This is a genomic window from Pseudomonas caricapapayae, assembly GCF_001400735.1.
Classification (GTDB): Bacteria; Pseudomonadota; Gammaproteobacteria; order Pseudomonadales; family Pseudomonadaceae; genus Aquipseudomonas; species Aquipseudomonas caricapapayae.
On sequence record NZ_LJPW01000059.1, the window covers coordinates 1 to 24697 of the forward strand.

Sequence of the window (24697 nt, forward strand, 5' to 3'; positions counted from 1 at the left end):
GATGCCGTTGTACTGGTTCGCGACTTGCATCTGCTGGCCTGGTTCACGGAAACATCCCCGGTCGACACCGCCACACTGTCGCCTGCAATGCGAGCACGACTGCCCGGTTACATGGTGCCGCGCGCATTCACGCGTCTGGCGTCACTGCCCTTGACGGCCAACGGCAAACTAGATCGCCGCGCGTTACCTGACCCGGACCCGGCATACCTGCTGGGTCAAGCCTACGAGGCGCCCAGCGGCGAGGTTGAAATCGCCATGGCGGCTATCTGGGCGCAGGTGCTGGGCGTGGAGCGAGTGGGGCGGTACGACAACTTTTTTGAATTGGGCGGTCACTCCTTACTGGCTGTGAATCTGGTCGAGCAACTGCGCCACGCCGGGCTAGCGGCAGACGTGCATGTGCTGCTCAGCCAGCCAACGCTTGCCGCTCTGGCCGCTTGCCAGGTTGATTCTCAGGCGTTCAAGGCCCCCGCGAACCTCATCCCGCCAGGCTGTACGCGGATCACGCCGGAAATGCTCAGCCTGGTCTCGCTCGAACAGACCACCATTGATCGTATCGTTGCCCATGTGCCGGGCGGCGCTGCCAATGTGCAGGACATCTATCCGCTGGCACCCTTGCAGGAGGGCATTCTTTATCATCACCTCACCGCAGAGCAGGGCGACCCCTACCTGCTGCAATGGCGCCTGGCATTCGACACGCCGGAGCGTCTGTACGCGTGGGCGGCTGCATTGCAGCATGTCATCAACCGCCATGACATTCTGCGCACCTCTGTGGTCTGGGAAGGTCTGGAAAGCCCGCAGCAAGTGGTCTGGCGTAACGCCGAACTGACCGTGCAGGCCATCGAGTTCGATGCCGAAAAGACTGAAACGGCGATCATCGACCGCTTGCAGCGGCGATTTGACGCCCGTCATCATCGACTGGACCTGTCTCAGGCACCGTTGATGCGCCTGGTGCATGCCCAGGAGCCGGCGAGCGGCGAAACCGTTGCGATTCTGCTGTTCCATCATCTGGTGCTGGATAACACCGCGATGGAAATTGTCAGCCGCGAGATGCAGGCTCTGCTGTTCGGCCAGTACGCTGACCTGAAGACGCCGGTGCCTTATCGTAACTATGTGGCACAGGTACGCCTGGCCAATGATGAGGCCGATCATGCGGCGTTTTTCAGTGAAATGCTTGGCGACGTGGAGGAACCCACCCTGCCTTTTGGCGTGCAGGACGTGCGTGCAGACGGCAGCGGTATCGAGGAACACCGATGTTCACTCGATCGTACGCTTGCGCTGCGGCTGCGCGAGCAGGCGCGGCAACTCGGTGTAAGCGCTGCAAGCCTGATGCACGTCACCTGGGCGCGGGTTCTCGGTGTGCTTGCCAACCGACGCGACGTGGTGTTTGGCACCGTATTGTTGGGGCGCATGGGTGGTGAGGGGGCTGACCGGGCGCTAGGCGTATTCATCAATACCCTGCCGCTGCGCGTTGATACGACACTGGCCACTCGCACAGTCGTCCAGACGGTCCATTCGACCCTTTCTGCGCTGATCGCTCACGAGCAGGCTTCGCTGGTACTCGCGCAGGGTTGCAGCGCGGTGGCGGCAGGTTCGCCGCTGTTCAGTGCGCTGCTCAATTATCGCCACAGTGCTGATGTGAAACCGCATGACGGCGAAGGTCTCTGGCAAGGCGTACGGGTGCTCGGTGGTGATGTACGCAGCAATTATCCGTTGACGCTCAGTGTGGACGACCTGAGTGAAGGCTTCGACCTGCAGGTGCTGGCACTGCAAGGCATGGGCGCTGAGCGCATCGCAGGCTGGGTGCTGAATACGCTGGAGCATTTGCTGGAAACGCTGGAAGAAGCGTGGCCACTGAAGCTGGATACCCTTTCGATTCTCGATGCCGAAGAGCGCAGCCATCTGCTGGGTGATTTCAACGCCAGTGAACAGGTGTTTGCGCAGCACGGCACCGTGCAGGCGCTGATCGAAGCGCAGGCAGCCAGCCGACCTGACAGTGCAGCGGTGATTCAGGGTGGCAATGCGCTGACGTACGCTCAGCTCAACCAGCGCGCCAATCGCCTGGCCCATCACCTGATCGGCATGGGTGTAACAGCAGATGAACGGGTCGCACTGTGTCTGCATCGTGGCCCACAGCGCCTGGTCGCCATGTTGGCGGTACTCAAGGCCGGTGCTGCCTACGTGCCGGTGGATCCGGTCTACCCGGCGCAGCGCATTGCGTATCTGCTAGACGACAGCGCACCTCGTGTGGTGCTGACCGAAGACTCGACCTACGGTCTGGCAGGCGATGCTGCGCAAGTGAACATTGAGCGGGGTACCTGGCTTCATGAGTGCGCCAGCAATCCGTGCGTACCGGGTCATGACCAGCAGAACCTGGCTTACGTAATCTACACCTCCGGTTCGACCGGCCAGCCCAAAGGCGTCATGGTCGAGCACTGCACGCTGGTCAACCTGGTTCACTGGCATTGCCAGGCGTTCGATCTGCAGGCTGGCAGTCATACAGCGAGCGTGGCCGGTTTCGGGTTCGATGCCATGGCCTGGGAGGTGTGGCCCGCGTTGTGTGTCGGGGCCGTGCTGCATCTGCCACCAGCACAGGTCGGCAACGAACACGTGGATGAGCTGCTCGACTGGTGGCTGGAACAGCCACTTCAGGTCAGTTTCCTGCCCACTCCGGTGGCTGAGCAGGCGTTCAGACGCCCGCATCAGCATCCGACGTTGCGCACGCTGCTGATCGGCGGTGATCGTTTGCGTCAGTTCGACAGCGACCCGGGCTTCGCCGTGGTCAACAACTATGGCCCGACCGAAACCACGGTAGTGGCCACCTCCGGTGCGGTCAAACCAGGCGGTCCGCTGCACATCGGCGGTCCGATTGCCAATACCTGCGTGTACGTGCTGGATGAACAGTTGCAGCCAGTACCTGTGGGTGTCATCGGCGAGCTATATATCGGAGGTGCGGGGGTTGCGCGTGGTTACCTGAACCGGCCGCAGATGACCGAGGAGCGGTTTGTTATCGACCCGTTCAGCCAAAAGGCACGGGCACGCCTGTATCGCAGTGGCGATCTGGTGCGCTGGAATGCCGATGGCAGCCTGGACTACCTGGGGCGCAACGATGATCAGGTAAAAATTCGCGGCATGCGTATCGAACTGGGCGAAATCGAATCGGCCCTGACCCGCCAGGCCGAAGTGAAAGACGCCGTGGTGCTGGTGCGTGGCGAGCGTTTGCTGGCCTGGTTTACCGAAAACGCCCCCGTTGAGCCTGAAGTCCTGCGCGAAGCGCTGCGCGCGCGTCTTCCTGCTCATATGGTGCCGCTGGCCTTGACCCGCCTGGATGTCATGCCCTTGACCAGTCATGGCAAGCTGGATCGCCGTGCCTTGCCGGATCCGGAGCTGGAAGCGTTGACCGGGCAGGCCTACGAAGCGCCCCGAGGTGAGACAGAGACCGTCATGGCCGGACTCTGGGCGCAAGTGCTGGGCCTGGAAAAAGTCGGACGTCACGACAACTTCTTCGAGCTGGGTGGCCACTCGTTGTTGGCGGTCAGTCTGGTCGAGCGCTTGCGTAATGCCGGCCTCGGCGTCGATGTCCGTGTGTTGCTTGGCCAGCCCACCGTCGCCGCACTGGCTACATCCGTGGGCAAAAGTCGCGAAATTTCGGTGCCGGCCAACCGCGTTCCAGTCGGTTGCACACACATCACGCCGGATCTGCTGAGCCTGGCACAGCTCGATCAGACGAGCATCGAGCGCATTGTCGCCACGGTGCCTGGCGGCGCGGCCAACGTGCAGGAAATCTACCCGCTGGCGCCGCTTCAGGAAGGCATTCTGTATCACCACCTGACTGCAGAGCAGGGCGATCCGTACTTGCTGCGACTGCGCATCAACATCGACACCACGGAGCGCCTGGAGGCGGTGGCCGATGCACTGCGCAAGGTCATTGCACGGCATGACAGCCTGCGCACTGCGATCGTCCGGGAAGGTCTGGATGCGCCGCACCAGGTGGTCTGGCGGCAGGCCGAGCTTATGGTCGAGCGCGTACCGCTGGCGCAAATCGACGCGCCCGCAGGCTCTGCGCGCATGGACCTGAGCTGCGCGCCGCTGATTCGCCTGGCGTACTGCCCGGACGCGACAGGCTCCGGCCTGTCTGCAACGTTGATGTTCCATCACATCGTGGTGGATGCCACTGCGCTCGACGTCATGCGCGAGGAAATGCTCGCCTGCCTGCGCGGCGAGCCTGATCCGGCGAGACCCGCAGTACCTTATCGCAACTATGTGGCCCAGGCGCGGCTGGGTGTCAGCGAAGCAGAGCACGAAGCGTATTTCCGTGAGCAACTGGGCGATATCGACGAGCCCACGCTGCCGTTCGACCTGCGCGATGTGCAGGGTGGCGGACACTCCATCGAAGATGCGCAACAGCTGCTGCCTGATGCGTTGTCAGAACGTTTGCGCAGTCAGGCGCGGCAACTCGGGGTCAGTGTCGCCAGCCTGTTCCACCTGGCGTGGGCGCGCGTTCTGGCAGCAGCCACCGGCACCGACCGTGTGGTATTCGGCACTGTATTGCTGGGTCGTCTGCAGGGTGGTGCGGGCGCCGACCGTGGCATGGGCATGTTCATCAACACGCTGCCGCTGCGAATTGATCTGGAGACTCTCGGGGTGCGCGAAGGCGCACGCGCTACTCACGCCAGGCTTGCGGCACTGCTGGCTCATGAACATGCGTCACTGGCTCAGGCCCAGCGCTGGAGCGGAGTGGCCGCGCCCTTGCCGTTGTTCAGTGCGATTCTCAACTACCGACACGCCGCCGGTCAGGCCCGCCAGGATGCGCAGCGTGATGCATGGCGTGGTCTGGAGATTCTGGCCAGCGAGAAGCACACCAATTATCCGTTAAGCCTCAACGTTGATGATCTGGGCGACAGCCTGCGTTTGAATGTAACAGTGCCTCCTCAGGTGGGCGCGCAACGCATCTGTGGCTATGTTCAGCAGGCGCTGACTGGCCTGGTCGAGGCGCTTGAATGCCAGCCGGATCTGCCTGTACAACATCTTTCTGTGCTGGACGCCGAGGAGCGCCAGCGCGCGCTGGTCGATTTCAATGCCACTGAGGTTCATCACGATCTTCAGCAAACCCTGCAAGGGCTGTTTGAAGCCCAGGCGGTGCGCACGCCTCAGGCTGTCGCGTTGCGCGCCGGGCGTTCGCAACTGAGTTATCGACAGCTCAACGAACAGGCCAATTGCCTGGCCCATCACCTTATCGATCTGGGTGTGCAGCCCGATGACCGCGTAGCGATCTGTGTCGAGCGCGGCATGTCGATGATGGTCGGCCTGTTGGCGATCCTCAAGGCCGGTGGTGCCTACGTGCCGCTCGACCCAAGCTACCCGCGCGAACGCCTGCACTACATGGTCAAGGACAGCGCGCCGGTTGCTTTACTGGTACACACCAGCACACGCAATCTGCTCGAATGCGAGCACACCTTGCGGGTCGATCTGGACAGCGCAACCTGGGACATGCGGCGCGTCGATAACCCTCGTGTCTATGGCCTGACGCCTAACCATCTGGCGTATGTGATTTACACCTCAGGCTCCACCGGCACGCCTAAAGGGGTGATGGTCGAGCATTGCAACGTCAGTAATCTGGTGCAATGGAGTTCACGACTGTGTCCGCCGACCTCGGGCAGCGCATTGTTGCAAAAGACACCGATCAGTTTCGACGCCTCGGTCTGGGAGATTTTCTGGCCACTGACCAGCGGTATCCCGCTGGTATTGGCCCGACCTGACGGCCAGCGCGATCCTGCTTATATCGTGCAAGTGATTCAGGAGCGTCAGGTCAGCGTGGTGCAGTTTGTTCCTGTATTGCTGCAGCAATTTCTCGACCTGCCACAGAGCAGCCAGTGCCACAGCCTGACCGACATCGTCTGTGGTGGTGGCGAGCTGACCGCTGCTCTGGCCAGACAGTTGCGCAAACAACTACCGCAGGTCCGCCTGCACAACGTTTACGGCCCGACCGAAACCACCGTGGATTGCAGCGTCTGGACACTGGAGCCCGACGAAGCGGTGCCGGAGCGTACGTTGCCTATCGGCCGCCCGATCAGCAACACACGGCTATATGTACTTGATGCCTATGACCAACCTGTACCGCAAGGTGTTATCGGCCAGTTGCATATTGGCGGTGCCGGGGTAACGCGTGGCTACCTGAACCTGCCACACGCCGACGCCGAGCGCTTTATCGACAGCCCGTTCGTTGCAGGCGACCGGCTGTACCGGAGTGGCGACCTGGTACGCCAGCAGGCAGGCGGCAACCTCGAGTTTCTCGGTCGCAATGACGATCAGGTGAAAATCCACGGATTGCGTATCGAGCCGGGCGACATTCAGGCGTGCCTGACCGGTCATCCGGGGATCGAGCAAGCCGTTGTACTGGTTCGCGACGAGCAACCGGGCGGTCAGCGACTGGTGGCCTATTACACCGGCATACCGCTGCCGGTCGAGACACTGCGCGAGGTGCTGCGTGCGCAGTTGCCGGATTACATGGTGCCAGCACTGTTTGTGCACCTGGACGCCATGCCGCTGAGCCCCAACGGCAAGCTGGACCGCAAGGCTTTGCCTGCACCGTGTGGCGACGCACTGCCGACCCGCCTTTACGAAGCGCCACAAGGCGCAACAGAGGTCTTGCTGGCCAGGCTCTGGAGCGAATTGCTCGGGGTCGGGCAAGTAGGGCGTCACGATAACTTTTTCTTATTGGGCGGCCACTCGCTGCTGGCGGTCAACCTGACGGCGCGCCTGCGCCAGGAAGGCATCGAAGCCGATGTCCGGGCACTTTTCGAACAACCGACGCTGGCAGGCTACGCAGCCATCACAGAGAACATGGAGATTATCCTGTGAGCATCAACGAACTCTTGGCGACACTCAAAGCCCACGACATTCACCTGACGGTCAAGGACGGACAACTGGTGGTGCAGGGGAATCGCCGTGCATTGACTGATAACGGCTTGCTCGAACACCTGCGCGAGCACAAGCCGGCGCTGATCGAACTGATCGAGCAAGGCGATTACCAGAACGCCAGGCGTGGCGCGCTGGTATTGCCAGGCAATGGCATCCCGCAGGGTTGCGAGCGCATCACGCCCGGGATGCTGACGCTGGTGGAGCTTGACCAGACAGCCGTTGACCAATTGATGGAGGCGATACCGGGAGGCGCTGCCAATGTGCAGGACATTTATCCGCTGGCGCCGTTGCAGCAAGGTATTTTGTACCACCACGTTACCGCTACCCAGGTCGATCCGTATGTGATGCAGGTGCAGTTCGCCTTTTCTGATCGAGCACGCCTGGAGGCGTTCGCTCTGGCGTTGCAAACCGTCATCACCCGGCACGATATTCTGCGCACCTCAGTACACTGGGACGGCCTGGAAACCCCCGTGCAAGTGGTCTGGCGCCATGCTGAACTCAAGGTCGACAGTTTGCCGACGGCAGCAGGCATCACGATGGATCTGGGTCAGGCACCGTTGATGCGTCTGGTCTGCCATGAGCCTGCGCAAGGTCAAGGTGTTCAGGCTACGCTGCTGTTCCACCACATCGCCATGGACCACAGTGCGCTGGAAGTGGTGCGTCACGAAATACAGGCGTGTCTGTCAGGGCAGGCCGGGCTGCTGGGCGTAGCGATACCTTTCCGCAATTACGTCGGGCAGGCGCTGTTGGGCATCAGCGAAGAGCAGCACGAAGCGTTTTTCCGCGAGATGCTCGGTGACCTCGACGAACCGACCCTGGCTTACGGTCTGCAGGACTTGAGCGGTGAAGGCGATGAGATTGAAGAGCACAGCGTCACGCTCCATCTGCTGGTATGCCAGCGCCTGCGTGCCCAGGCGCGGAGCCTCGGCGTCAGTGTCGCCAGCCTGTTTCACCTGAGCTGGGCACGGGTACTGGCGGGCCTTACCGGGCAGTCGCGGGTGGTATTCGGCACCGTGCTGATGGGGCGTTTGCTGGGGGCCGAAGCCACGGAGCGCGCGCTGGGCATCTTCATCAATACGCTGCCGCTGCGTCTCGACCTGGAAGATCAAGGCGTGCAAGCCGCTGTGCGGGCAACCCACCAGCGCCTGACCACACTGATGCGTCACGAACACGCTCCGCTGGCACTGGCTCAGCGCTGCAGTGGAGTGAAAGCGCCAACGCCATTGTTCAATGCCTTGCTCAACTACCGTCACAGTTCGCCCGCGCAGGTTTCCGGCGAAACATGGCAGGGCATCGAAGTGCTGCACGCGCAGGAGCGCAGCAACTACCCGCTGGTGCTGAGCGTCGATGACCTGGGCGAAGCCTTTGGCTTTACGGCACAAACCACCGCAGGTATCGACCCGCAAAGCATTTGCGCTTATATGCAATGGACCATGGAAAGCGTGCTCGATGCACTGGAGCAGGCGCCGCAGATGCCGGTCGATCAGCTTGATGTGATGCCCGCCAGTGAGCGGGCAAAGCTTTTGCTCGGCTTCAACGATCGGCATGCCGACTATGAACGCAAGCTGACGATTCACCAGCGCATCGAGCAACTGGCACGGCAGCAGCCTGACGCGGTTGCTGCCCAGGTGGGCAAACAGCACCTGAGCTACAGCGAACTGAACGCCAGGGCCAACGCGCTCGCCGATCATTTGATCGTCGTCGGGGTGCAAACTGACGACCGTGTGGCGGTGGTGGCACGGCGCAGCCTGGAGACGCTGGTCGGTTTGCTGGCCGTGCTCAAGGCCGGTGCCGGCTACGTACCGGTCGATCCGGCGCATCCAGACGAGCGTATCGCCTATTTGCTGACCGACAGCGCACCGGTTGCAGTGCTGTCCCAGCCGGCATTTATGGCGCGCCTGCAGGCGCTGGGCTTCCACGAGGGGAGTAGACCGGTCATCGACCTTGACCTGGCGAACTGGCCTGAACAGCCAGGCAATCCGCACATCGACGGCCTCGATTCGGCTCATCTCGCTTACGTAATCTACACCTCGGGCTCAACCGGCCAGCCCAAGGGGGTGATGGTCGAGCACCGGATGCTGAATAATCTGGTCGACTGGCACTGCGAGGCCTTCGGCCTGGATGCCCGCAGTCATACTGCCAGTGTCGCGGGGTTTGGTTTTGATGCCATGGCCTGGGAAGTCTGGCCAGCCTTGTGCGCCGGTGCAACGCTGCACCTGCCGCCTGCCGACATTGGTAATGAACAGCTTGATGCGCTGCTTGACTGGTGGCTGACTCAACCGTTGCAGGTCGCATTTCTACCGACCCCCGTTGCCGAGTACGCCTTCAGCCGCAACCTGCGCCACCCGACCCTGCATACGTTGCTGATCGGTGGCGACCGCTTGCGCCAGTTCCATCGCGATCCGGGCTTTGCGGTGATCAATAACTACGGGCCGACCGAGACCACGGTCGTCGCCACCTCAGGGCGTTTATGGCCCGATGGCAGTCTGGATATCGGCAAACCTGTCGCCAATACCTCGGTTTATCTGCTGGATAAGCACCAGCAGCTGGTTCCGCTCGGTGTGGCAGGCGAGCTGTACATTGGCGGCGACAGTGTTGCTCGCGGTTATCTGAACCAGCCGCAACTGACCGCCGAACGCTTTCTGCGCGACCCATTCGCCGGACACGCGCAGGCACGCATGTACCGCACCGGCGACCTCGCGCGCTGGAACGCCGATGGCACGCTGGAGTATCTGGGCCGTAATGACGATCAGGTAAAAATTCGCGGTGTGCGCATCGAACTGGGTGAAATCGAAAGCCAGTTCAGTCAGTTGCCAGGGATCGAGGAAGCACTGGTGCTGGCGCGCGAAGATGAACCGGGGCAACCGCGACTAGTGGGTTACTTCACCGTGCGTGCGGATGCGCCAGCCAATACGGTTGAGCAATGGCGTACCGCGCTGCTGGAACGTCTGCCGAGCTACATGGTGCCCGGCGCACTGGTGAGACTGGACAGCTGGCCACTGACTGCCAACGGCAAGGTCGACCGCCGTGCACTGCCGGTACCCGACCGCGGCGCGTTGTCGACGGCTGAATATCAGGCACCGCAAGGTGAGCTGGAGAACGCACTGGCCCTGATCTGGGGCGAATTGCTACAGGTCGAACGGGTAGGGCGTCACGACCGCTTTTTCGATCTGGGCGGCCATTCGCTGCTGGCAATGCGTATGGTGTCTCAGGTACGTCAGCGACTTTCACTGGAACTTGCTCTTGCTGATCTGTTTGCCGACAGCTCACTGATTGCAGTTGCACACTGCCTGTCCGCTGCCGCACGCAGTCAGTTGCCGATCATCGAGGTGCAGCCACGCAACGGCCCGGTGCCACTTTCTTCTGCCCAGCAGCGCATCTGGTTCATGGCGCAGATGGAAGACGCCAACAGCGCTTACAACATCTCATTGGGCCTGAAACTGACCGGCATGCTGGACAGCCAGGCCCTGACGCGTTCACTGGAGCGCATTGTCGCCCGCCACGACAGCCTGCGCAGCCGCTTCAGCCAAGAAGACGAAGACGCTTGGGTGCAGGCAGCGCCTGCCACCCTGGTACCGGCTATCTCCTTGCAGGATTTGCGTGGGCAGGACCCGCAGGCGTTGCAGGCAGTTGTAGCGCAAGAGGCCGCGCAACCCTTCGACCTATGCCACGACCTGCCAATCCGCGGTCGTTTGCTCTGCCTGGCAGAAGATCGCCACGTATTGCTGCTGACGATGCACCATATCGTCGCCGACGGCTGGTCGCTGGGCGTGCTGACCCGTGAACTGACTGCGCTCTATCAGGCCTTCAGCCAGGGGCTGGACGATCCGCTGCCTGCGCTGGCGCTGCAATATGGCGATTACGCCGTGTGGCAACGCAACTGGCTTGACGGCGAACGGTTGAGCCATCAAAGCGATTACTGGCAACAGGCACTGGCGGGTGCTCCGGTATTGCTGGCGCTGCCTACAGACCGTCCTCGTCCTGCGCACCAGGACTACTCGGGTGCCAGTGTCGCGTTGACTCTCGATCCGCGTCTGAGTGCGGACCTCAGAACTTTTTGCCAGAAACAGTCCGTTACACCATTCATGCTGTTCATGGGGGCCTGGGCGGTACTGCTGACGCGTTTGTCCGGCCAGGAGGAAGTCGTCGTCGGCATGCCGGTTGCCAATCGACGTCATGCCGAAATCGAAGGTTTGATCGGTCTGTTTGTCAACACGCTGGCCGTGCGCGTCGATACGTCCGGCGAACCGGATGTGTTGACCTTGCTGAACCGCATAAAGGCCCGTGTGGTGGCCGCGCAGGACCATCAGGATCTGCCTTTCGAACAGGTGGTGGAACGCCTGCGGCCGCCGCGCAGCCTGGCGCACAGCCCGCTGTTCCAGGCATCGCTGAACTGGGATGCCAGCCAGGGGCTGGAATTGCAACTGGGAGATGTGCACCTGGAACCGCTGGAAGAGCAGCCGTCCTTCGCAAAGTTCGACCTGGCGCTGAGCGTCGGCGACAGCGCCGATACGTTCCGCTGCATTGTGGAATATGCCACCGCGTTGTTTGACCGCCGCACCATCGAACGCTATCTGGGTTATCTGCAGGCGATACTGCGTGGCATGGTTGCCGACAGCCAGACGGTGGTGAACCATATTCCGCTCTTGCCGGAGGCCGAGCGTCGGCAGTTGATCGACGGTTTCAATGCACCTGATGCGGCTTATCCGCAAGAGCAGACGCTGCACAGCCAGTTTGAAACGCAAGTGCAGCGCACGCCGGATGCGATCGCCGTAACGTTCGAAGGGACATCGTGGAGCTACGCAACACTCAACGCCCAGGCCAACAGAATCGCGCATCGCCTGACTGGCATGGGCATCCGTGTAGACGATCGAGTCGCTATCTGCACACAGCGCGGCCTACCGATGATCGCGGGGCTGTTGGGGATTCTCAAGGCCGGTGCTGCCTATGTGCCGCTGGACCCGGCGTATCCTCTCGAACGTCTGGCTTATACCCTCGGCGACAGCGCGCCGGTAGCGTTGCTGAGCCAGCAGTCAGTGCTGGAGGCCTTGCCGGTGTCAAACGTGCCGGTGATCAGTCTCGACAGTGCCGATTTACAGGACGAATCCGTCCATAATCCGCAGGTGCCGGTAAAGTCCACAAGCCTGGCTTATGTAATTTATACCTCCGGCTCGACCGGTCTGCCCAAAGGGGTGATGATCGAACACCGCAACGTGGCGCGGCTATTCTCGGCCACCGAGGAATGGTTCGGTTTCAACCAGCAGGATGTCTGGGCGCTGTTTCATTCGTTCGCCTTCGACTTCTCGGTCTGGGAAATCTGGGGAGCGTTGCTGCACGGCGGGCGTCTGTTGATCGTGCCGCAACTGGTCAGCCGCTCACCCGAAGACTTCTACACGCTGTTGTGCAGCGCCGGAGTTACGGTGCTTAACCAGACGCCGAGTGCGTTCCGGCAACTGATTGCCGCTCAGGGCGAGAACCAGCAGACGCATTCGCTGCGCACGGTGATTTTCGGCGGTGAAGCGCTGGAGACAGCGATGCTCAGGCCGTGGTATGCCCGCAACGTGAATGCCGCAACACAGCTGGTGAACATGTATGGCATCACCGAAACCACGGTGCACGTGACCTATTACCCGTTGCAGCCCGAAGACGCCCGGCGTCTCGGTGCAAGCCCCATCGGCAAGCGCATTCCCGATTTGCAGTTGTACGTCCTTGACGCCCGTGGCGAGCCAGTGCCGGTGGGTGTGGTCGGCGAGTTGTATGTCGGCGGCGCAGGTGTGGCACGGGGCTACCTCAACCGCGAAGCACTGACGGCAGAACGTTTCCTCGACAACCCGTTCAGCCAGGCACCAAACGCACGTATGTACCGCACCGGCGACTTGGGTCGCTGGATGGCCGACGGTAGCCTGGAATACATGGGCCGTAACGACGAACAGGTGAAGATTCGCGGCTTCCGCATCGAGCTGGGTGAGATCGCGTCTCGCCTGAACGAACATCCGGATGTTCTCGACGCTGTGGTAGTGGCACGCGAGGATGTCCCCGGTGACAAACGACTGGTTGCCTATTACACCTGCGCCGAGGACCAGACCGGGCTGGATATCGAGCAGTTGCGTGCGTGGCTGTCGGGGCTGCTGCCTGAATACATGGTGCCTGCGGCTTATGTGCGGCTTGCCGGCCTGCCTGTGACGGCGAACGGCAAACTGGACCGCAAAAGCCTGCCCGCACCGGATCGCGACAGTATCGCCAGTCACGCTTATGAAGCACCGCAAAGTGCGATCGAAATCGCCCTGGCCGGCCTCTGGGCCGAGTTGCTCCAGGTGGCGCAGGTAGGTCGTCAGGATAATTTCTTTGAACTGGGCGGCCACTCCTTGCTCGCCGTGACCCTGATTGCGCGTATGCGTCGTCTGGGCATGAGCGCTGACATCCGCGTGCTGTTTGTCCAGCCAACCCTGGCGGCACTGGCTGACGCCGTCGGTCGCGACACTGAAATCCAGGTGCCGGCCAATCTGATCGATGCGCATTGCCAGCGCATCACGCCCGAACTGCTGCCTTTGGTCGCCCTGGACCAGCCAGCCATTGACCGTATCGTTGCGCAGGTGCCGGGAGGTGCCGCCAATGTGCAGGATATCTATCCGCTGGGTCCGTTGCAGACCGGCATTCTTTATCACCACCTCACAGCCGGAGACCGCGATCCTTATCTGTTGCAGCCGCAGTTCGCGTTCGCCGATACGTCACGTCTGGAAGCCTTCTGCGATGCATTGCAAAGCGTGATCGCGCGCAACGATATTCTGCGCACCGCGTTGTTCTGGGAAGGTTTGCAAGCGCCGGTGCAGGTGGTCTGGCGTCAGGCCCCTCTGCCTGTTCAAGAGACAGCATTGCAAGACCTTTTCAATGCACCACGCATGGACCTGACCCAGGCACCGCTGCTGCATCTGGTCTATGCCCACGACCCGGCCAGGCAAAACATTGCAGCGGTGCTGCGCTATCACCATGTGATCATGGATCATATTGCCCTTGATGTACTGAGCCAGGAGCTGCAGGCCGTGCTGCTGGGCGATGAAGCCAGGCTCGCCGCGCCTGTGCCGTACCGAAACTACATCGCCCACGTCCTGCAAGGACCTGGCGATGACGCCCATGAAGCGTTTTTCCGCGAGCAGTTGGGCGATGTCGATGAGCCGACCTTGCCGTATGGTCTGGCAATGACATCCGCAGAGCAGATTCCTGGCGAGGCCCGCCTCGCACTGGACAGCGACCTGTGCCGCCGGGTCCGCGATCAGGCAAGGCAACTGAGCGTCAGCGCTGCCTCCTTGATGCACCTGGCCTGGGCTCAGGTACTGGGTCAGTTGTCCGGGCGCGACAGCGTGGTGTTCGGCACCGTGCTGTTTGGACGCTTGCGGGGTGGCGAAGGAGGCGAGCGCGCCTTGGGCGTGTTTATCAATACCTTGCCGCTGCGCATGGATCTTGGCGGGCATTGCGTGCGCAGTGCGGTGCTCGACCTCCATGATCGTCTGGTCGGGATGCTCGCCCATGAGCATGCTCAGCTGGCTCTGGCCCAGCGCTGCAGTGCCTTGCCGGCGGGTGCGCCGCTGTTCAATACGCTGCTCAATTATCGCCACAGCGCCGTACCTCAGGTCGATGACCAGGCGCGCAGTGCGGCATGGCATGGGATTGAAGTCGTGCACGCGCAAGAGCGCAGCAACTACCCGCTGACCTTGAGTGTCGATGACTTCGGCGAAGGCTTCGGCCTGACTGCGCAGACTGCGCCCGGTATTGATCCGCACCGTATCTGCGCCTATGTGCAACAAGCCCTTGTCCATCTGGTGCAGGCACTCGAAGAGCAATCCGGAACAGCGCTGATCGACGTCTCGGTGGTGCCAGAGGCAGAGCGCGAACGTCTGCTGGCCACGTTCAACGATAGCCGCCGTGACTACCCGCGCGAGCAGCCTGTGCACCGTCTGTTCGAACGTCGCGCTGCGCTGCATCCGCATGCAGTGGCTGCAGTGCATGGCCGACGTTCGCTGACATACGGCGAGTTGAACGAACGTGCCAATCACCTTGCCCATTACCTGCTGGGCCAAGGTGTGAAGCCCGGTGAGCATGTGGCGATTCTCCTGCCACGCTCGCTGGAGCTGGTCATCAGCCAGTTGGCCGTGGGTAAATGCGCAGCGACCTACGTGCCGCTGGACGTCAATGCGCCCGCCGATCGGCAGCAGTACATGCTCGATGACTGTCAGGCCAGATGCGTATTGACGCAAAGCGCGATGTCGACTGCTGCCGCTGTGCAGCGCATCGACCTGGACCGCCTTGATCTCGATGATCAGCCTGCGCATGATCCGGGCCTGCCGCAGGCCTCCGACACGGCAGCTTACGTTATGTATACCTCGGGTTCGACGGGTGCCCCCAAAGGCGTACGTGTAGCCCATCGCGGCATTGCCAGGCTGGTATTGAACAGCGGTTATGCCGACTTCAACGAGCAGGACAGCATCGCGTTTGCCTCTAACCCGGCCTTCGACGCAAGCACCATGGAAGTCTGGGGTGCCTTGCTCAACGGCGGGCAGTTGCTGGTGATCGAGCACACCACGCTGATCGACCCTATGCGCTTCAGCGCAGCCCTGCGTCACGGCAATGTCAGTGTGCTGTTCCTGACCAGCGCATTGTTCAACCAGTACGTGCAATTGATTCCAGAAGCACTTGGTAGCCTGCGGCTGCTGCTTTCAGGCGGAGAGCGCGCAGACCCGGTCAGTTTCCGCAAGCTGCTTGCCCAGGCCCCTGGTCTGCACCTGCTGAACGCTTACGGCCCGACCGAGACGACTACCTTTGCCACAACCTGCGAAGTAAGAATGCTGGCCGATGACGCCGAGTCGGTGTCCATCGGTCGCCCCATCGGCAACACGAGCGTTTACGTGCTCGACACTCATCAGCGCCTGACGCCTCTGGGGGCAATTGGCGAGATTTACATAGGCGGCGACGGCGTAGCGCTGGGTTATCTGAATCGTCAGGATCTGACCGACGAGAAATTTATTGCCGACCCGTTCAGTGACCAGCCCGCAGCCATGATGTACCGCACGGGCGATCTGGGACGCTGGCTCGATGACGGGCAACTGGAATGCCTGGGACGCAACGATGATCAAGTGAAAATCCGCGGCTTCCGCATCGAGCTGGGCGAGATTGTCAATTGTTTGCACCAGTTGCCCGGGGTCAGGGAGGCTGTTGTACTCGCACGCGAAGACGAGCCGGGCACCGTGCGCCTGGTCGCCTATTTCACCAGCCAGCTGGAGGTGGATGCGCCTGGACCGGAGCAAATGCGCGCTCATCTGCAAGCCAGCCTGCCTGAATACATGGTGCCGGGGGCCTACATCGAGCTGACCGCGCTGCCGCTGACCGCCAACGGCAAGCTCGACAGCCGCGCACTGCCAAAACCGGATCATTCGGCGCTGCTGGGGGTGGCCTACCAGCCCCCTCAGGGTGAGATCGAGACGGCTCTGGCGCAGATATGGTCTGACATCCTGCAGATCGAGCGGGTAGGGCGCCACGATCACTTTTTCGATCTGGGCGGGCACTCGCTGCTGGCCATGCGCATGGTGTCTCAGGTGCGCCAGCAGATGGGCATGGAATTGCCTCTGGGCGAACTCTTCGCGCTGGGCGAGCTGGCGGCCGTTGCCAGTGCGCTGGCCGGTGCCGGGCGCAGTGAGCTGTCACTGATCCTGCCTGCACCGCGTGATCAGGCGTTGTCGCTGTCGTTCGCCCAGCAGCGGTTGTGGTTTCTGGCACAAATGGAGGGTGGCAATGAGGCGTACAACATCCCGCTGGCCCTGAGTTTGCGCGGCTCTCTGGATGTCGTTGCGCTGAGCGCTGCGGTGGCGCGAATCGTCGAGCGCCACGAAACCCTGCGCAGCCGGTTCATCGCCTGCGAAGAGGGGGCCGAGGTGCTTTTCTCCCCGCCGTCGGACCTGCCGATCCTGAACGTCGAGGATCTGCGTAAAGCCCCGCAAACACTGGCCGACCGCGTTAATGCGGAGGCCACCGCACGGTTCGATCTGGCGCGTGGCCCGCTGATCCGAGGCTGCCTGCTGCAAGTGGAAGACGCGCAGCACGTATTGTTGCTGACCGTGCATCACATTGTCGCTGACGGCTGGTCGATGGGCGTGCTGACTCGCGAATTACTCGCGTTATACCCGGCGTTGCGGCAAGGCAGGGACGATCCGCTGCCAGCGCTGGCCATTCAGTACGCTGACTATGCGGTCTGGCAGCAGGGCTGGATGGGCGGCGAGCGTTTGCAACATCAGGCTGCCTACTGGCGGCAGGCACTGGAAGGCGCGCCGACGCTGCTGACGCTGCCTGCCGACCGGCCACGTCCGGCGCAGCAGGACTTTGCCGGTGCCAGCCTGAATGTACGCCTGGACGGGCGGCTGACGGCGGGTTTGAGGGCTCTGGCGCAGCGTCAAGGCGTCACGCTGTACATGACCTTGCTGACTGCATGGGGCGCTCTGCTGGCGCGTCTTTCCGGTCAGGCCGAGGTGGTGGTCGGCAGCCCGATTGCCGGCCGCGGCCGCGCTGAGCTGGAAGGGTTGATCGGCCTGTTCGTCAACACGCTGGCCGTGCGCATCGACACAGCTTCCGCCCCGACCGGTGATACGCTGCTGGCGCAAGTCAGGGCGCGGGTACTGGAAGCTCAGGATCACCAGGACCTGCCTTTCGAGCAGGTGGTGGAAATTGTCCGCCCGACGCGCAGCCTGGCTCACTCCCCGTTATTTCAGACGACGCTTAACTGGCTGGCCGGGGAAAGTTCGTTACCGGACATGGACGGGCTGTCGCTAAGCGTGGTCGAGCAGCAGAGCCAGGTCTCCAAGTTCGATCTGTCGCTGAACCTCGGCGAACAGGGTGATGCGCTGTTTGGCACGCTGGACTATGCAACTGCATTGTTCGATGAACCGACGGTGCAACGCTATTGCGGCTACTTCGAACAGCTGCTGCACGCGCTGGTGACAGATGAGCACACGGTGCTCGGCGACATCCCGCTGGTCGGGCTGCTGGAGCGTGAGCACCTGCTCGACAGGCTCAACGCCAGCGCGATGGACTTCCCGCAGGGCCAGACCGTTCACAGCCTGATCGAAGCCCGGGCCGCTAATCTGCCTGACGCGATTGCCGCTCAGGTCGGCGAGCAGTCGCTGAGCTATGCAGCCCTGAACCATCAGGCCAACAGCCTTGCCCATCATCTGATCGGCCTTGGTGTGCGCCCGGACGATCGCATTGCGGTCGTTGCGCGCCGTGGACTGGACACGCTGGTGAGCCTGTTGGCGGTGCTCAAGGCCGGTGCCTGTTACGTGCCGGTGGACCCGGCACATCCTGATGAGCGCATCACCTACCTGCTGACCGACAGCGCGCCGGTCGTAGTGCTCGCTCAACAGGCATTTATTACACGTCTGCCCGCGCTGACGGTGCCGGTGATCGCGCTTGATCGACCCCAATGGCCCGCGCAATCGCACAATCCACTCGTGGCAGGCCTGACCTCCAGCAACCTGGCTTACGTGATCTACACCTCCGGCTCGACCGGGCAACCGAAAGGCGTGATGGTCGAGCACGGCACTCTGGCCAACCTGGTGCATTGGCATTGCCAGGCGTTCGATCTGCATGCAGGCAGCCACACAGCCAGCGTTGCCGGGTTCGGCTTCGACGCCATGGCCTGGGAAATCTGGCCGGCCCTGTGCGCCGGGGCAACGCTGCACCTGCCGCCTGCAAACATCGGCAACGAGCAGCTCGACACGCTGCTCGACTGGTGGCTTGCCCAACCCCTGCAAGTGGCGTTTCTGCCGACACCGGTAGCCGAATATGCGTTCAGCCGCGAGCTGCACCATCCGACCCTGCACACACTGCTGATCGGCGGCGACCGCTTGCGTCAGTTCCACCGTGAACCGGGCTTTGCCGTGATCAACAACTACGGTCCGACCGAGGCCACGGTGGTGGCCACCTCGGGTCGCCTGTTGCCGGATGGAAACCTGGATATCGGCAGGCCGATCGCCAACACCCGCGTGTATGTGCTCGACGACCGGCGGCAACTGGTGCCATTGGGCGTTGCCGGCGAACTCTACATCGGCGGCGAAGGCGTGGCACGGGGTTATCTGAACCAGCCGCAACTGACTGCCGAGCGTTTCCTGAGCGACCCGTTCGCTGAGCGGCCGCAAGCACGCATGTACCGTACCGGCGATCTGGCGCGCTGGAATGCCGATGGCACGCTGGATTACCTGGGTCGTAACGATGATCAGGTGAAGATTCGCGGCGTGCGTATCGAACTGGGCGAGATAGAAGCACAGTTGGCGGCTCTGCCGGGTATCGAGGAATCGCTGGTCCTGGCCCGCGAGGACGAGCCAGGACAACCTCGTCTGGTGGCTTACTTCATCGAGCGCGCCGATGCCGCTGCCATCGAGGTTGCCGAGCTGCGTACCGAGATGCTGGCCCGCCTGCCGGGATACATGGTGCCGAGCGCCTTCGTACGTCTCGATGCCTGGCCGTTGACGGCCAATGGCAAGGTGGATCGACGCGCCTTGCCGGTGCCGGATCGCGATGCGCTGCCAGGGCGTGATTACGAGCCGCCGCAAGGTGAGCTGGAAACGGCGCTGGCCGACATCTGGAGCGATTTGCTGCAGGTCGCACAAGTAGGGCGTAACGATCACTTCTTCGAGCTTGGCGGCCATTCGCTGCTTGCCGTCGCGCTGATCGCTCGCATGCGGCGTCGCGGCATGGACGCAGATATTCGCGTGTTGTTTGCCCAACCGACTCTGGCCGCTCTGGCCCGTGCCATTGGCAACGGCAGTCAGGTGAAGATACCGGCCAACCTGATCGGTACGGATTGCACCTTGATCACACCAGACCTGTTACCGCTGGTGAAGCTGGATCAGGCAGGAATCGATCGCGTCGTTGCCAGCGTTGCAGGCGGTGCGCCCAACGTGCAGGACATCTACCCGCTAGGCCCGTTGCAGTCAGGCATTTTCTACCATTATCTGTCGGCCGGCGGCGATGACCCTTATAGCCTGCAGGCACGCTTCGCGTTTGCCGACCGCTCGCGGCTGGATGCCTTTTGCCAGGCGCTGCAACAGGTCATTGCCCGCAACGACGTACTGCGCACTTCGCTGTGCTGGCAAGGCCTGGAAACACCTGTGCAAGTGGTGTGGCGTCATGCCGATCTGCCAGTAATCGAGGTGCCGCTGGCAGCGCTGGCCGCCCCTGAACCGCTGGACCTCGTTCGTGCACCGCTGCTGCGCCTGGTGCATGCCGAGGACCCTGACAACCGGCGTATCGTGGCGGTACTGCTGTTCCATCACCTCATCATGGATCACGTTGCCCTCGATTTGCTGAGCCGGGAATTGCAGGCAGTGCTGCTGGATCAGGAAGCGCAACTGCCCGCACCAGTGCCTTATCGCAATTACATCGCGCAAACCTTGCTGGGGGCGGGCGACCACGCGCATGAAACGTTCTTCCGCGAGCAATTGGGTGATCTGGACGAACCCACCTTACCGTTTGCCCAGACCTCATTGCCGGGGCCGGAGGTTCCGGGTGAGGCCAGACTGCGGCTGGATAAGGCACTGAGTCTGCGGCTACGCAATCGCGTGCGGCAACTGGGGGTCAGTCCTGCCAGCCTCATGCACCTGGCCTGGGCTCAGGTACTGGGTCGGTTGTCCGGGCGCGACAAAGTAGTGTTCGGCACCGTGCTGCTCGGGCGTCTGAACGGTACCGAGGGTGCAGAGCGCACGCTCGGAGTGTTCATCAACACCTTGCCACTGCGTATCGACCTTGCCGATCAGACCGCACGCGAGGCGCTGTTGCAAACCCATCGACGTCTGACTGGATTGCTCGCCCATGAGCATGCTTCTCTGTCAATCGCCCAGCGTTGCAGCGCTTTGCCTGCGGGCGCGCCGTTATTCAGCGCGCTGCTGAATTATCGCCACAGCGCTGCACCGGGCGAGCATGACAAGGCTGCCGATAGAGCCTGGCAGGGCATCGAGCTGTTGCAGACGGGAGAGCGCAGCAGCTACCCGCTGACCCTCAGCGTCGATGACCTGGGCGAGGTGTTCGACCTGACAGCACTGACCTCGACAGGCATCGATGCCCGGCGTGTCTGCGCGTATCTTTCCTGTGCCGTGGATAACCTAGTGATCGCTCTGGAGCAGACACCGTCTGCCGCGATTCAGTCGCTCAACATCCTGCCTGGCGCAGAACGCCACGAGCTGCTCGATGGCTTCAATGCCGATGCTTTCGCAGCAGAGAACCCGCTGACCATTCATCAGCGCATTGCCCGACATGCGCTCGATCAGCCAGACGCACTGGCTGCACAGGCGGGCGAGCAGCGCTTGAGCTACACCCAGCTCAATGGTCAAGCCAACGCACTGGCCCATCACCTGATTGATCTGGGCGTACGCCCGGACGACCGCGTGGCGGTAGTGGCGCGGCGAGGGCTTGAGACGCTGACCGCTTTGCTGGCGGTATTGAAGGCCGGAGCGAGCTACGTGCCGATTGATCCGGCACATCCCGATGAACGTATCGGTTACCTGCTCGAAGACAGCGCGCCGGTGGTGGTGCTCGTTCAATCCGGACTGCTGGCGCGTCTGCCCGGCTTGTCTGTACCGGTGATTACACTTGATCGCCCGGACTTGTTGCAGCGCACTGACAACCCGTACGTGCCGGAAGTGACCACGCAACACCTGGCCTACGTGATCTACACCTCGGGGTCCACCGGGCTACCCAAAGGCGTGATGGTCGAACACCGGACGCTGAACAATCTGGTCGACTGGCACTGTCAGGCATTCGATCTGCGTGCGGGCAGCCATACCGCAAGCGTTGCCGGATTCGGTTTCGATGCCATGGCCTGGGAAGTCTGGCCGGCGTTGTGTGCCGGTGCGGTACTGCACCTGCCGCCTGCGGAGATGGGCAACGAGCAGCTTGACGTATTGCTCGACTGGTGGCTGGCGCAACCTCTACAGGTAGCGTTTCTGCCGACACCGGTGGCCGAATACGCTTTCAGTCGCGAGCTGCGCCATCCAACCCTGAAAACCCTGTTGATCGGTGGCGACCGTTTGCGCCACTTCAATCGGGATCCGGGTTTCGCCGTGGTCAACAACTATGGCCCGACGGAAACCACGGTGGTCGCCAGCTCCGGCGTGATGGAGCCGGGCAAAGTGTTGCACATCGGCAAACCTGTTACCCATGCGCGGCTGTATGTCCTGGATACGCGGGGTCAGCCCGTGCCACTGGGCGTGCCCGGCGAGTTGTATATCGGTGGCACAGGCGTGGCACGCGGTTATCTGAACCGCCTGGAGCTGACCGCCGAGCGCTTCCTCGATGATCCGTTCAGCGACAGGCGCGGGGCGAGGATGTACCGTTCCGGCGACCTGGTGCGCTGGCTGGCCGACGGGACCCTTGAATACCTGGGTCGCAATGACGATCAGGTGAAAATTCGCGGGGTGCGCATCGAGCCAGGCGAGATCGAACAGCACCTGGCGCAGTGCCCGGGCGTTGGCGAAGCCGTCGTGACGACCCAGCGGCTGGAAAATGGCACGTTGCGCCTGGTGGGGTACTTTACCCGTCGCGACGTGTCGCTCGACGGTGCCGCATTACGTGCGCACCTGCTGGGACAATTGCCGGAGTACATGGTACCTGCAGTCTTTGTGGGACTTGATGCACTGCCCTTGACCCAAAACGGCAAGGTCGACCGCAAGGCCTTGCCTGCGCCGGACCTGACCACATTGGCGAACCTCGCTTATCAAGCGCCGACCACAGCCCTGGAGGAGCATCTGGCGCAGTTGTGGGCAGACGTTCTGGAGGTCGGCCGAATCGGCAGGCATGACAGCTTCTTCGAGTTGGGCGGCCATTCGCTGTCAGCCATACGTCTGGTCAGCCTGCTGCAACAAGCAGGCTTGCCACTGACCCTCGCCGAGTTGTTCCAGCACCCGAGCATCGCCGCGCTGGCTGGATTGCTTGATCAGCGTCCGGCACCGTCGGCAGACGCTCAGGAAGTGATCACGGTACGAGCGGGCGGCAGCGAATCGCCCCTGTTCCTGATCCATGACTTTACCGGTCTGGACGCTTATTTTCCGGTGCTTGGACAACATGTGCAGGGCGACTTCCCGATCTACGGCTTGCCGGGGATTGGCCTGGGTCAGCAGCAATTACGCACCATCGAATGCCTGGCGGCGCGGCTGGTGGAGCGTATTCGTCAGGTGCAGCCCCGCGGGCCTTACCGGCTGGCCGGCTGGTCGTTCGGCGGGGTTCTGGCTTATGAAGTGGCGACTCAACTGCTCGGTATGGATGAGGCGGTGGCATTCCTCGGCCTGATCGACAGCTACGTGCCGCGCCTGACGGATCAGGGCAAGGCGCGCTGGCAAGGAGCAGACCTGGTTGAGCGGCAATTGCTGTCGCACTGCGCCGCGCACTGGAAAAATCAGGGCGGAGTGGGCGCTGCTGCGTCGGCGCGCCTGACTTTCCTGAGTGGCCTGGCGACCCTGCCGGACTTCGACACCCTGTTGCAGCTGTGCCGCGACGAGAACCTGCTGTACGAGGAACTGGCGCAGGCCAGCGATCAGCAATTGCATCATTACCTGGACCGGGAAGTGGCACACGGTCACGCCCTGGCGCACTACCAGTTGGAGCCGCTCGACTTGCCGATTCACTTGTTCTGCGCCGAGCAACGTCCAATGGCACCGCCAGGCACCACCGCGACACTGGGCTGGGGTGAGCTTCTTGCAAAAGGCCAGTTGCAGTGTGTCGGCGTGCCGGGAGATCACATGACGATGATGCAGGCACCTCATGTGCAGACACTCGGACTGAGTATCAGCGCCGCATTGCATGAGGTACCCGATACGCCACCGTCGGCACCGGCTTACCAGTCACTGCTGGCGATTCAGAGCGGGCGGGAAGGGCATGCACCACTGTTCTGCGTGCCGGGCGCGGGTGACAGCGTCACCAGTTTCATTGGCCTGGCCGAGGCGCTGGGTCCGGACTGGCCCATTCATGGCTTGCAACCGCGCGGTCTGGACGGCCGCAGTGCTCCGCACAGCCGGGTGGACGCTGCGGCGCAGAGCCATGTGGAGGCTATCGAAGCGATGTACCCGCATGGACCGTTGCATCTGGTCGGACACTCCTTTGGTGGCTGGGCAGCACATGCGATGGCGGTCAAACTTCAGGCGCGTGGCCGCGAGGTTGTTTCCCTGACCCTGATCGACAGTGAAGCGCCCGGCGGTGACGGCCTCGACAGCAAGCCCTATACCGCTACGGCGGCGCTGGAAAGGCTGATCGAAGCGTTGCAGTTATCCAGCGGGAGAAGCCTGGAAATCGACCCTCAGATGTTTGCCGACAGTGATGGCGACACTCAATTGCATCTGCTGCAACAAGCGATGGTGCGCGTCGGGCTGTTGCCATCACGTCTGGCAGCACAGGCACTGCAAGGGATTGTTCGCACGTTTGCCAGCGCCGTGCGAACGGTCTACCGACCAGTCCAGGGAGGCTACAGCGGCAGGGCAAGTCTGGTACTGGTGGATGATCCACAGCTGGATGCTCTGGACAATCAACTCGAGCAGGCGTCGTCAGCCGCAGGTTGGCAACACCTGTTACCTCAACTGGAGCTGTGGCAGGGGCCGGGCAATCACTTCAGTGTCCTCAAGGCACCGGATGTCTACAGTCTGGCAGCGTGGTGGTACGACGGTTTGGCGGTTGGCGTAGGAGAAACGCAATGAGACGGCGGGCAGGGTTAAAGCGTTATGTCGGCCATACACGAGGCCGAAACTGAAGGCGG

The 24697-nt window shown here is 62.2% G+C and carries 2 protein-coding genes; both read left to right on the top strand.

Annotation, left to right across the window (positions count from 1 at the left end):
* Nucleotides 1–6858, top strand: a 6858-nt coding sequence (locus tag ALO80_RS08650) for a non-ribosomal peptide synthetase (RefSeq protein WP_055008677.1), incomplete at its 5' end; no start/stop codon positions are given.
* Entirely contained in the window at nt 6855–24638 is a 17784-nt protein-coding gene (locus ALO80_RS08655; protein ID WP_055008678.1) for a non-ribosomal peptide synthetase, read from the top strand. The genes ALO80_RS08650 and ALO80_RS08655, both read left to right, overlap by 4 nt.
* The last annotated feature ends 59 nt before the right edge of the window (nt 24639–24697 follow it).